We start from the raw sequence: 12,376 nt of genomic DNA, 5'->3' as shown, positions 1-12,376 counted from the left end.
ATCCATATAAGCGGTAAAATGTTCAGCGCAAAAAGAACATTTTACCGCTTCATAAAAGGGTGACTTTTTTTTGATGCACCTGATATAATGGAAAAGAATAAAAAACACAGGGGGATCATTTATGAAAAGCATTAAGCCGGGAAGAGCACCGTCCATGATGGGGGGGATCGGATCCATTGCCGCCGCGATTTTTGGAATCATATGGACGTTTTTTGCAATGTCCATGGGGGCGCCTATATTTTTTGCATTATTTGGTATCATTTTTATCGTAATGGGTATCGTCCAGGCGGTTTATCATTTTAGAAATGCCACCGGTGAAAATCGCTATTCCGTTTATGACATTACAGATGGGGAAGAAGAACCGGATCCACTCAATGAAACATTTAGAAAAAGCAATAAATCTGAGGTTACGATCTCAAGGCAATTACATAACAGTGCTTTCTGTCCCTATTGCGGAACGGAAGTAGAAGAAAGTTTTGTTTATTGTAACAAATGCGGCGAAAAGCTGCCGGGGAAAGAATAGAATCCTATCGGATAATTTCTGAAAATCATCACTGAAAGCCATTTGGTCCTCCATATTGTGTAATGATAATCTTAGCTATTGCAGGATTGGGACATGCAATTTTGACGGGGTACTGCAATTTTTTATCGTAACTCCACATAGCTATTTGCCTCCTTTTCCCATGGCCATGGCTGATCAATCCAGGTCCACATATCTGCTGATTTTACAGTATAGGGAGTTAAGGGCCCATAATTATCCGTATACTCCTGTACCATTTGATCCATTAATGTTCGGTATTTATGATAATAATTCAGAGCCGCTCTGTCATCTGGGTGCGTATCGAGATAAAGATTGGTGTCAACCAGTACAAAACTGACCATCTGAATTTTTTGAAACAGTTCACTTCGACGATCCATCATTTTAATATCTCCACCCCTCCCACGGTAAATCCAGACAGGGGAAAATGGTTCCCCGCTTTAATGCTACATTTGGCTCATAAGGTTGTTCCCAGCACTGCCAGGGTACATAGGCCATGGCTAGAGGACAGCTGTTAACAGCGGTACAATAGGACTTCTTTTGAACGGAACGATTCATATTGGCTATGGGCATACCAACGTAAGGTTCTTCAAATTCATTATTTGGTTTAGATCCAGAACTATTCAAAATATATTGTCTCCTTTCCTATATTTCTTTAATCATTTTATGAAATTGGATAAATTTTGTGCCAGGCTTCGGGAAAATATGGGTTAAAATCCTACAGAAAATGTTTAGAAATCCATAAAAATCAGCATACTACTTTTAGCTCGCCTAATTTGAAAATTGATGGTTGGCGAACTATGTAACAGAAGGAGGCGATTTTATGGAAGAACAAAATAATTATCAAAATACGGAGACCTATCAGAAAGTCAAAAAAGATTTTTTGACTTCCGATGCTGCTTATCAGTTGGCAGATGTGGTAAAAACAGTTCCCCAGCTTGAATCTATTACGCCCAGATGGCTTTCCAGAATGCTGGAGTGGAAGCCTTTGGAAACGGGTATTTTTCGATTGAATAAAGTAATTGAAGGAGATTTTCCTTTAGATATGATGAACTCTGAAGTAGGCTTTGAAAACATTCCCGAAGGCTATATAGAATACGAAACCAAGCCAAGAGAATACCTGCTTAATCCCATTTCCTCCATTGTCAAAATCAGTACGCGTGTTTCGGATATATACAGCAGCCCTTATAGCCAAAGTGAGGAACAACTGCGGCTGAGTGTGGAATGCCTGAGAGAAAAACAGGAGAACCTGCTGATAAACAGTGAGGATTACGGCCTGTTAAAGAATATATCGGAATCTCAGAGAATTCGAACCCGCAATGGGTATCCTACGCCGGATGATTTAGATGAACTCATTGCAAAGGTATGGAAAGAACCTTCCTTTTTTCTTGCCCATCCAAAAGCCATCGCCGCCTTTGGCAGAGAATGCACCAGAAGAGGAGTTCCGCCGGTTTCCATTCAGATTCACGGATCCAGCGTCTTGACCTGGAGAGGAATCCCCATTCTTCCCACCAACAAGCTTTTAGTGGATGGGGAGCAGAATCCAAAAGGTCAGACAGGATCTACCAATATCTTGTTAATTCGTACCGGAGAAGAAAAGCAGGGGGTTATCGGCCTCTATCAGGCCAATCTGCCGGGAGAACAATCGGAAGGATTATCGGTACGATTTATGGGAATTGACAATCGCGGGATTGGCATGTATCTTCTCATGCTTTACAGCTCGGCTTGCATCTTATCCTCTGACGCGGCAGCAGTGCTGGAGAATGTAGAAATTGGGCACTACTATGATTATAAATGAGTTTCTTCCCGTTCCCGGTATCCTGAAAAATTCATGCGGGAAGCCATTCCCCGTTCATGCAGTGCGCAGAGACTTTCCTATTTTATCCGAAAAAGTAAACGGAAAAGACTTGATCTGGCTGGATAACGCAGCAACTACACAGAAACCGGCAGCTGTAATAAACCGCATTTCACAATATTACCTGCACGAGAATTCAAATATTCACAGGGGCGCGCATACCTTGGCTGCGAGAGCCACCGATGCCTATGAGGAGGCCAGAAGCAAGGTTTGCAAATTTATTCACGCATCGTCTCCCAGGGAAATTGTCTTCGTAAGAGGAACCACGGAGGCCATTAATCTGGTTGCAAATACTTATGGAAAACAAACGCTCCAACCTGAGGATGAGATTTTAGTATCCTGTCTGGAGCATCACGCCAACATTGTTCCCTGGCAGATGATAAGTGAGGAAACCGATGCAAAACTCAGGGTGATTCCTATCGATGACCATGGCCAGATACAACTGGATGAGTATGAAAAGATGTTGAATCCAAAGACAAAATTGGTCTGTGTAGCTCACGTTTCCAATGTGCTGGGAACCATCACTCCGATTGCCCAAATGACGAAGATGGCACATGCTCACGGAGCAAAGATTCTGGTAGACGGTGCCCAGGCAGTATCTCATTTGGCAGTTGATGTTACGGATTGTGATTATGATTTTTATGTATTTTCCGGTCATAAATTGTATGGCCCCACAGGGATCGGCGTTTTATATGCCAAAGAAAATCTTTTAAAGGAAATGCCGCCTTACCAGGGCGGCGGAAATATGATTCAGGATGTTACCTTTGAAAGTACACAGTATAAAGTTGCACCAGATCGTTTCGAAGCGGGAACCGGAAATATCGCAGATGCTGTCGGACTGGGTGCTGCAATTGACTATGTAGAAAGTATCGGCATGGAGCATATCTGCCGATACGAACATTCCCTGTTGGAACATTCGATGGAAGCCTTGCATAAGATACAAGGATTAACTTTTTTAGGCACTGCTGAAGACAAAACCAGTGTGATATCCTTTATTATAGATGGTTTATCAAACGACAAAATTGGAAACGCTTTGAGCAAGGAAGGCATCGCCGTCCGCACCGGCCACCATTGTGCGCAGCCTGTTTTGAGACGATTTGGCATGGAGACTTCGGTAAGACCCTCTCTTGCATTTTATAACACGAAGGAAGAAATTGATGAAATGGTACGTGTGTTAATAAGGCTGAAAAAGGGACAACATAATTTTTACTTGCAAAATCCACATTTTATGGTATACTAGAAAAGCATTGAATTTTGCATTTAGACAAATGAATGCTCTCTGCTCTTGAAAAAGAGCCATTTAGTCCACAGGGAGGTGAAAGAATGATTAATTACGAGGTTATGTTCATCATTGAAGCTGCTTTAGAAGACGACAAAAAAGAAGCTGCAGTCGGAATGGTAAAAGAAGTCATTTCAGCAGGCGGTGAAGTCGGAAAAGTGAATGTTTGGGGAACAAAAAAGCTCGCATACCCAATCCAGAAGAAAAACGAAGGATACTATGTGGTAATCGAGTTTACAGGAAACGCCGAACTTCCGAAAGAGCTTGATAGAAGACTCAGAATTTCTGATGCGGTCATCAGACATATCATTATCAACAAAGACGAAAAATAACAGTTGCATATAGGGTATTAAACAAAAGAAGAAGCAAGAAGGGTGGTAGTTATATGAATCATGTAGTATTAATCGGAAGATTAACAAAAGACCCTGAGTTACGGTACATTCCGGAAAGTCAGAACGCTGTGGCTACCTTTACCGTTGCTGTGGATAGACCGTTCTCGAAGGATAAGCAGGCAGACTTCATCAGAGTTACCGTGTTTGGGAAACCTGCGGAAAATTGCGAACGTTTTTTAGCAAAAGGGAAATTGGTAGGCGTTCAGGGTAGAATTCAGACCGGAAGCTATAAAAACAAAGATGGGGCTACGGTATATACCACAGATGTTATTGCTGAACGAGTTGAATTTTTAGAATGGGGCGAAAAAGGATCCGGTGGATCCGGCTCCGGATTTGATAGAGAAGATCCTAAGGGCAGCCTTGGAATTCCAGAAGGCTTCCAGGCCCTGGAAGATGATGATGATATACCATTTTAACAGGAGGTAAAATATCATGATGGACAAAAAACGTGGCATGAGAAGAAAAAAAGTATGCCAATTCTGTGCAGACAAAGCTGAAACCATTGATTATAAAGAAGTTGATAAGCTTAGAAAATATGTAACAGACAGAGGGAAGATTCTTCCTAAGAGAATAACAGGTACATGTGCTATTCATCAGAGAGAAGTTACAAAAGCCATCAAAAGAGCAAGAATCGTGGCTTTACTGCCTTACACAGCTGATTAAGTTCGGTACAGACACAATGAGGAAAAGGGAAGAAGCGAGTAATCGCTTCTTTTTTATCTGATAGGAAATATCGTAAAATAGAAAATATCGTAAAACTCTCAAAAGGGGGATCTATGTACACATTAATCATATTAGTCGCCATTCTGATCGTTCCGATTCCCGTTATGATCAAGTATATGCTTGCGGGCAAAAGTGCTTATCGGGGTGTCCTGGAAGGAATTCTGAGTGCGATGATAGCGGTATCCATGGTATTTTTGCTTTTCTGGGCCATAACCGGGCAGACTATATTTCATGCTATGGAGACGATTTTAAACCAGATCAGTGTTTCCGACATGAATTTGATGCAAAGGTATGAAATGCTTGGAATTACAAATGTTGATCCTGCTGAGCTGCAAACGACGCTGGACAATGTCAAGGAAACCATGATGCTGGCGGTGCCGGGGTCCATCATCCTTTGTGCTTCCGTATTCGCTTATATAAACTATAAGATCATTTCCTGGATTTTACGGAAATCAGGAAAAAGGGCAGCGATGCTGCCTCCGTTTTGGGCATTTTCATTACCCAAAAGTATTATGTTAGGTTCTATTTTAATTTACCTTCTGTCTTACCTGGCAGCCGGTGCGGGAATTATTGATAAAAACATAATCATGTACAATATGCAAATGCTGTTTATTTTTATTTTTTCCGTACAGGGGTTGGCGGTGGTCTTTTATTATGGCTATTTGAAACGAACACCCCGGTTGCTGGTCTGGATTATATCGGTAATTTTTATTGTAACATGGATTGGGCAAACCTTCCTGTTCCTGTTAGGACTTAGTGATATTGCATTGGACATCAGAAAAAGATTTTCGCAAACCAACTTAAAATAATGTGAAAATTATGTTATAATTGGAATGCAGCGCTGCTGCATTGAAATTCTTGCAATTCTTATTTACTATGGCGACCTGCGGGAATTTATAACGTTATTCACATGAGGAGTAGAGAAAATAGGAGTTAGAATGGGCGAGAAAACATTAAAGAGCCGTATCGAATCTTATTTCAATATTGGTGTAAATAAGAAAAAAGAATCGATGCGGGCGTACACAGAGCATATTGTGAAGGCCGTTGACAAAACCATGAGCTATTCCGTTGCCAATCACCCTCTTCCCCTTTGCCTGATTGATTCCGACGGAATGTTTCTTTGGTTTAACAAGAAGTTTTCGGATATTTATCAAGATGCAGAAGCTGCTAACGCAGGGATTTATAAAATAACCGGATTAAAACCCTCGGATTTTTTCACTGAGGATTTGGAGAAACCCATTGTTGTTTCTCACAATGGAAAGACCTATCGGGTAGTATCCTCCTTTGTAGATGAGGATAAAGCAAATAATGCGGTCCTTTACTGGATTGATATTACAAACTACGAACTCTTAAAATCACTTTATAAGGATGAAAAAAACTGCTTTGCCTACGTCAGTGTAGATAATTATGATGAACTGATTGCAAGTTCTCCAGACGAAAGAAAATCCATAATAGCTGCTGAAATAGAAAGGACCATAAGACAGTGGGCGACAAAAATATCCGCTTCTGTTACAAGATTTCGCAGCTATCAGTATTTTATAGTCTTTGAATACAAACATTTTGAGAAACTGGAGGCCGGTAAATTTTCCATTTTGGACGAGGTTCGAGAAATAGAGACAGATGCGGATTTCCCGGCGTCATTAAGCATCGGTATCGGTGTAGGCGGAAAAACACCGCAGCAAATGGATGAATATGCAACCGCCGCACTGGATCTGGCATTAGGCCGCGGAGGGGATCAGGCTGTCGTAAAAAAAGTGAATAAAGTGGAATACTATGGCGGCAGGCTGCAAACGGTAGAAAAGCGCAATAAGGGCAAATCAAGAATTATGGCCCATGCTTTAAGACAGCTTATTGATCAGTCCAGCCAGGTCATTATTATGGGTCACAAAAAACCCGACATGGACTCCTTTGGGGCTGCTTTGGGAATTTGCAGATTCGCGAAAAACCGAAATAAAGAAGTTTTTGTGATCATTAATTCGTTTAATGAAACACTTACGGAAATGTATAACCGGGCCTATGACACCGGGAATTATAAATTTATTAAGAACGAAGACGCATTAGAGTTGGTGGATAAAGACACTCTGGTGGTGATCGTGGATACCCATAGAACCACATTGGTAGAGTGCCCTGAGCTTCTTACCAAAACGGATAAACTCGTGGTGATCGATCACCATCGAAAAACAGAAGACTTTATTGAAAATGCCACATTGACATATATGGAGGCTTATGCTTCATCCACTTCAGAGCTGGTTACAGAAATTCTGCAGTATACCGGTGATAAGAAAGATATCGACAAACTGGAGGCAGAAATTCTGCTTGCGGGGATAACGGTGGATACAAACCGTTTCTCCATCAAGACGGGAGTCCGAACCTTTGAAGCAGCGTCCTGGCTGCGGCGAATGGGGGCGGACACCGCGAATGTAAGGCAATTTTTCCAAACAGATATTGAATCTATCAAGCAGAAAGCCAAGATTATTTCCAATTCCGTCATGCCATATCCCGGCGTTGCTATAGCAGTATGTGAAGGCAAGCATGTGGATGTCCAAGTGATCAATTCCCGGGCTGCAGATGAAATGCTGGGCATCAAAGGGGTAAAGGCTAGTTTTGTGCTGGGACAGAACGAAGAGGGCACGACGGTAATTAGTGCAAGGTCTTTAGGAGAGATGAACGTTCAAACAATTATGGAGAAGCTGGGAGGCGGAGGAAATCTGTCCAAAGCTGGTGCCCAGGTAGAAATCTCTGTTGAAGAGGCTATACAAAAAATCGTGGAGATGATCGAAGAGCTGGATCATAAATAGGAGGTACGTTTCATGATAGTGATATTGGTAAAAGATGTAAAAGGCGTGGGTAAAGCTGGTGACGTTGTAAAAGTCAGCGACGGGTATGCCCGAAATTTACTGCTGCCGAAAGGACTTGCTACGGAAGCAACAGAAGGAAATGTCAGAAACCTTGAAAAACAGAAGGCATTAAAAGAAGAAAAACGACAACAGGAATTGGCTGAAGCAAAAGCTTTAGCGGAAAAAATAGGTGATAAGAAGGTGACCATTCAGACAAAATCCGGAGAAGGAGGAAAATTATTCGGATCTATCACCTCCAAGGATATTTCGGAAGCTCTGGAAAAACAGCATCAGATCAGCATAGATAAAAGAAAGTTCGTCCTGGATAATCCCATTAAGCATACCGGGGATTTTGAAGTGGAAATCAAAATTTATCCTGAAGTTACGGCAAAGCTTAAGGTAACCGTCTCTGTTTAGAATGGAGTAAATGATCTGAGAGGACAGAAAAATGAGCCAATATGAAAGAATTCCGCCACATAATGACGATGCGGAAAAATCGGTGTTAGGTTCTATCCTGCTGGACAAGGATGCTCTGTATGATGTTCTGGAAATTTTGAAAGCAGAAGAGTTCTATAACGATATGCATAAAGAAATCTATCAGGCAATTATAGAACTGTACAGAAAAAACGAACCCGTTGATACCCTCACGGTGTCGGAAGAACTGAAGAAGAGAAAAACACTGGAAATGGTAGGGGGAAGGGCCTATATTGCCTTGCTTTCCACCATCGTTCCTTCCACCTCAAATGCGGTGCAATATGCGAAAATTATCGGGGAAAAGGCGGTACTGAGACGGCTGATCAATACGGCATCAGATATTATCGAAAAGGGCTACCAGGAAAAGATGCAATCCGAAGAGGTTTTGGACTATGCGGAAAGAGGTATTTTTGAGATTGCTCAGTCAAAGCAGACCAAGGATTTTCAGATCCTTAAGGACGTTCTCTGGAGCAATATTGCAAAGATTGATGAAATGTCAAAGCTGGAGGGTAACATTACAGGACTGACCACCGGTTTTATCGATTTGGATGCAAAAACTTCAGGGCTGCAAAAGTCGGATTTGATCATGCTGGCTGCAAGGCCCGCTATGGGGAAGACTGCCTTTGCGTTGAATATCGCACAGCAGGCGGCTATCAAAGGAAAAGCAAAGGTTCTGATTTTCAGCCTCGAGATGTCCAAGGAACAATTGGGCCAAAGGCTTTTGAGCATGGAATCCAGAATAGAGATGCAGAAGCTCAAAACAGGAAGCCTAGAAAGACAGGACTGGGATCAGATTCACATTGCCCTTGATACCCTTTCTAAAACCAGTATTTACATAGATGACACGCCTGGCATTACAGCCATGGAAATTAAAAACAAATGCAGAAGGCTGAAGGCGGAACATGGCCTCGACCTTGTTGTGATAGATTATCTTCAGCTGATGTCTTACGAAGGAAGGTCAGAGAGCAGACAGCAGGAAATTTCATCCCTTTCGAGATTTTTAAAGCTGCTTGCAAGAGAGATGGACTGTCCGGTTATCGTATTATCCCAGCTTTCCCGCGCGGTGGAGCAAAGAACGGACCACAGGCCGATCCTGTCGGACTTGAGGGAATCCGGTTCCATTGAGCAGGATGCGGATATTGTCATGTTTTTATACAGAGATGAATATTATAACCCGGAGACTACAGAAAAGCCGAATATTTGCGAAGTAATCATAGCAAAGCAGAGAAGCGGACCCACAGGAAATGTTGAACTCACCTGGCTTGGCAAATATACCAGATTTGTTGATAAAAGCCGTATCAGTGACCGATAGGAGGGTTGTTATGAAGATTACGGAAGCCATGCTGCTAAACGATATCCTGGATATGGACCCCGAAATTTCTGAGGTCTTGCTCTTTCATGGATTGTACTGTCAGGGTTGTCCCGGTGCTCGAAATGAAAGCCTGAAGGAAGCTGCAGAAGGACATGGCATCGACCTTCAAAAATTAATTTCGGATTTAAATGACTATTTAAGCGGTAGAAATCTGTAAGTTTGCCGACAATTTCCCTAGCAAATTGGGCAAGCTAAAGAATAAATAATGGTAAGTTTATTTTAGTAGTACAGGCAATATATGCTGTCTGAAAAAAGGAGTGATCACATGCCAGGTTTAGCAATCGTTGGCTCTCAATGGGGAGACGAAGGAAAAGGCAAAATAATTGACTATCTAGCAGAGAAAGCAGATATGGTAGTCAGAGGCCAGGGAGGAAATAATGCCGGCCATACGGTAGTTATTGACGATAAAAAATACGCCCTTCATTTGATTCCGTCAGGAGTGCTGAATAAAGGAGCCGTGAATATTGTCGGCAACGGTGTAGTCTTTGACGTGGAAGGCTTTTTCAATGAAATTGAAGAACTGAAAAAAGACGGTGTCGATACGGAGAGTATTTTTGTCAGTGACAGGGCTCATCTGGTTTTCCCCTATCACAAAATTCTGGATGGCCTTTATGAAGCGGCCAGAGGGAAGGATGATATCGGGACAACCAAAAAAGGTATTGGACCATGCTACATGGACAAGATTGAAAGAAGCGGAATCCGTACCTGCGATATGCTGGACGAGAAAGTCTTCAGAGAAAAATTATCCGCTCAGATCGATAAGAAAAATGAAATTATCATAAAGCTTTTTAATGAAGAACCAATGGATAAAGAAGCGATGATCGAAAAATATGTAGCGTATGCCAATCGCTTAAAGCCATACATCAGGGATACCGGCGTTATGGTTTATGAAAGCCTGCAGAAAGGGCAGAAGGTTCTCTTTGAAGGGGCCCAGGGCTCACTTCTTGACGTAGATCTTGGAACCTATCCTTATGTTACAAGTTCCCATCCTACTTCAGGCGGCTTTACCACCGGATCGGGAATCGGGGCAGGAACCATCCAAGAGGTTCTTGGGATCACCAAGGCTTATACAACACGAGTAGGCAAGGGGCCCTTTGTAACGGAAGAGGATAATGAAACAGGAAATAAAATACGGGAACTGGGACATGAGTATGGGGTAACCACAGGAAGACCAAGACGTTGCGGTTGGTTTGACGCGGTGGTGGTGAAATACTCTGCAAGGATTAACGGTATGACGGGTATTGCCCTGATGCTGCTGGATGTGCTTGGAGACTTCGATACCATTAAGCTTTGCACCCATTATGACTATAATGGAGAAAGAGTGGATCACTTCCCGGCCAGACTGGAACTGCTTGAAGAATGCAAACCTGTTTACAGGGAACTTGCCGGCTGGAAGAGTGATATTTCAAGCTGCAAAACCTATGAAGAGCTGCCGGAAGAAACAAAGGCTTATATCAAGGCCATCGAAGATACCACAGGGGTTCCTGTTAAAATCGTATCGGTAGGCCCAAGAAGAGATCAGACCATTATCAGAGAACAGTTATTTTAATGTTGCAAATGAACATAGCTTCATTTGATTGAATAAAACAGAATTAAAGGATGTAAGATGAATTTTAGAAAAGAGCGTATCAAGGATTATTATTTAAGAGATACCAGTGTGGAAAACATATTTATCAATGAATACATGACAGATGCTCCGGGGGATTATGTCAAGGTGTATTTGTTTGCTTTGATGTACGCTGATTTTGATATGCTTATGTCCAATGATACCATTGCAAAGCATCTATCCATGGCTGATGAAGATGTGCTAAAGGCGTGGAGCTACTGGGAAAGTAAGGGTGTTATCCGAAAGAATTATGAAAAAGCCGGAGATAAATTTCGATACCAAGTGGAATTTATTAACCTGAAGGAGCTTGTATACGGCCAAAAGGTAAAAGAAAAAAAAGCTGAAGGCAAAATTCCGAGTCACCTGAAAGAACAAATGGATAACGATGTGATCAGAAATATGTACAGCGAAATAGAAAGAATCATCGGTAGGCTCTTTGAAGGAAAAGAGCCTGCTGAGATTTTATCCTGGATTACGGATTACAATGCCACACCGGAAATGGTGATTTATGCATACTCATACTGTGTGAAAAAGAAAAATCGCAGCAATCATAAATATGTCGCGGCAGTCGTAAAGGAATGGGTAAATCAGGGCCTAAAGACCCTTGAACAAATAGAGGATTATCTGGAGGAAACGGATAACAGGCACTACTTGTATAAGAGGGTGCTGCGGGCGCTGGGCTTTATGCGAAACGCTACGGAAGAGGAAAAGAGGATTATGGATGTCTGGTTCGATGAGATGGGATTCGGCATTGATAAAGTGCTGGATGCCTGCAAGAAAACCAGCGGGATTTCCAATCCGAATATCAATTACATAAACAGCATACTGAAAGCATGGAGCGGCGGGGATAAGAAGACCGTAAAGGCAGACAGCAGCGGAAAACCGAACCAAATCGCAAATATATTGAAATATTATGAAGAATTAAGAGCAGAAAATGAAACCCGGGCTGAAGCAAGACGTACGGAGGTTTATCAAAAAATACCAAGAGTAAAGGAAATTGAAGAGGAAGCCAGAGGTATAGGATTACAGATCTCCCGTATCATGCTTTCGGGAGCCGGGGATGCAAAAAATAAAATTCGGGACATGAAAGTAAAAGTGGATAGGCTGAATGAAGAAAAAGCCTTCTTAATGACTGAAAATAATTTCAAAATCGATTATATGGATATGGTGTATACTTGTCCCCTGTGTAAAGATACGGGGATACAAGATACAGGGGAGCGGTGCAGCTGCTTCGTTGACAAGCTGTCGGACATGCAAAAAATGGATTGAAAACAGCCCCCAAAAAGAGTATACTTGATAT

16 protein-coding genes are annotated in these 12,376 nt (G+C 42.1%); 13 read left to right on the top strand and 3 right to left on the bottom strand.

Going from position 1 to position 12,376, the window contains the following annotated elements; all coding sequences use genetic code 11:
- Window positions 1–121 precede the first annotated feature (121 nt).
- Window positions 122–523, top strand: a complete 402-nt coding sequence (locus KCX82_RS10800) for a DUF7577 domain-containing protein (protein ID WP_227018477.1) — start codon at window positions 122–124, stop codon at window positions 521–523.
- Window positions 524–551: 28 nt separating this feature from the next.
- On the opposite strand, the gene KCX82_RS10795 is transcribed toward KCX82_RS10800, so the two are convergent.
- Genes KCX82_RS10795 through KCX82_RS10785 form a run of 3 tightly spaced genes read right to left on the bottom strand, consistent with a single transcriptional unit; the run spans window position 552 to window position 1,165 of the window.
- Complete coding sequence (locus KCX82_RS10795) at window positions 552–662, bottom strand: manganese catalase family protein (protein WP_405127691.1); 111 nt, start codon at window positions 660–662, stop codon at window positions 552–554.
- Window positions 646–921 (bottom strand): spore coat protein CotJB, encoded by a 276-nt coding sequence (locus KCX82_RS10790; protein WP_227018476.1) that lies wholly within the window; start codon window positions 919–921, stop codon window positions 646–648. The genes KCX82_RS10795 and KCX82_RS10790 overlap by 17 nt, the downstream gene beginning before the upstream one ends.
- A 1-nt stretch (window position 922) precedes the next feature.
- Window positions 923–1,165, bottom strand: coding sequence for a spore coat associated protein CotJA (locus KCX82_RS10785; protein WP_405127690.1), 243 nt, complete (start codon window positions 1,163–1,165; stop codon window positions 923–925).
- A 196-nt stretch (window positions 1,166–1,361) separates the two neighbouring features.
- Between KCX82_RS10785 and KCX82_RS10780 the strand changes: the two genes are divergently transcribed.
- The 12 genes from KCX82_RS10780 (at window position 1,362) to KCX82_RS10725 (ending at window position 12,345) form a co-directional block, all read left to right on the top strand.
- A complete protein-coding gene (locus KCX82_RS10780) occupies window positions 1,362–2,336 on the top strand; it encodes a family 2A encapsulin nanocompartment shell protein (protein WP_227018475.1) in 975 nt (324 codons plus the stop codon).
- Window positions 2,323–3,633, top strand: coding sequence for a SufS family cysteine desulfurase (locus KCX82_RS10775; RefSeq protein WP_227018474.1), 1,311 nt, complete (start codon window positions 2,323–2,325; stop codon window positions 3,631–3,633). The genes KCX82_RS10780 and KCX82_RS10775 overlap by 14 nt, the downstream gene beginning before the upstream one ends.
- An 83-nt stretch (window positions 3,634–3,716) precedes the next feature.
- Window positions 3,717–4,004: a 30S ribosomal protein S6 gene (rpsF, locus tag KCX82_RS10770; RefSeq protein ID WP_227018473.1), complete on the top strand. Its 288-nt coding sequence runs from the start codon at window positions 3,717–3,719 to the stop codon at window positions 4,002–4,004.
- 53 nt (window positions 4,005–4,057) lie between these two features.
- A complete protein-coding gene (locus KCX82_RS10765) occupies window positions 4,058–4,480 on the top strand; it encodes a single-stranded DNA-binding protein (RefSeq protein WP_227018472.1) in 423 nt (140 codons plus the stop codon).
- Window positions 4,481–4,496: 16 nt separating this feature from the next.
- Window positions 4,497–4,727 (top strand): 30S ribosomal protein S18, encoded by a 231-nt coding sequence (gene rpsR / locus KCX82_RS10760; RefSeq protein ID WP_227018471.1) that lies wholly within the window; start codon window positions 4,497–4,499, stop codon window positions 4,725–4,727.
- A gap of 113 nt (window positions 4,728–4,840) precedes the next feature.
- Window positions 4,841–5,596: a DUF2232 domain-containing protein gene (locus KCX82_RS10755; RefSeq protein WP_227018470.1), complete on the top strand. Its 756-nt coding sequence runs from the start codon at window positions 4,841–4,843 to the stop codon at window positions 5,594–5,596.
- Between the two features lie 129 nt (window positions 5,597–5,725).
- Window positions 5,726–7,585 carry a DHH family phosphoesterase gene (locus KCX82_RS10750; protein WP_227018469.1) on the top strand — a complete coding sequence of 620 codons (1,860 nt, stop codon included), beginning with the start codon at window positions 5,726–5,728 and terminating at the stop codon, window positions 7,583–7,585.
- Window positions 7,586–7,597: 12 nt separating this feature from the next.
- Window positions 7,598–8,041 carry a 50S ribosomal protein L9 gene (gene rplI / locus KCX82_RS10745; RefSeq protein ID WP_227018468.1) on the top strand — a complete coding sequence of 148 codons (444 nt, stop codon included), beginning with the start codon at window positions 7,598–7,600 and terminating at the stop codon, window positions 8,039–8,041.
- A gap of 31 nt (window positions 8,042–8,072) precedes the next feature.
- A complete protein-coding gene (gene dnaB / locus KCX82_RS10740) occupies window positions 8,073–9,410 on the top strand; it encodes a replicative DNA helicase (protein ID WP_227018467.1) in 1,338 nt (445 codons plus the stop codon).
- Window positions 9,411–9,420: 10 nt separating this feature from the next.
- The gene (locus KCX82_RS10735; RefSeq protein ID WP_227018466.1) at window positions 9,421–9,627 is read left to right on the top strand and encodes a DUF1858 domain-containing protein; all 207 of its coding nucleotides are present in this window, start codon (window positions 9,421–9,423) and stop codon (window positions 9,625–9,627) included.
- Between the two features lie 108 nt (window positions 9,628–9,735).
- A complete protein-coding gene (locus KCX82_RS10730) occupies window positions 9,736–11,019 on the top strand; it encodes an adenylosuccinate synthase (RefSeq protein ID WP_227018465.1) in 1,284 nt (427 codons plus the stop codon).
- A 57-nt stretch (window positions 11,020–11,076) separates the two neighbouring features.
- Window positions 11,077–12,345, top strand: a complete 1,269-nt coding sequence (locus tag KCX82_RS10725) for a DnaD domain protein (protein WP_227018464.1) — start codon at window positions 11,077–11,079, stop codon at window positions 12,343–12,345.
- Window positions 12,346–12,376: the final 31 nt, after the last annotated feature.

The organism is Sinanaerobacter chloroacetimidivorans, assembly GCF_018128545.1.
In the GTDB taxonomy this organism is placed as follows: domain Bacteria; phylum Bacillota; class Clostridia; order Peptostreptococcales; family Anaerovoracaceae; genus Sinanaerobacter; species Sinanaerobacter chloroacetimidivorans.
This window is presented reverse-complemented; position numbering and strand designations above follow the sequence as displayed.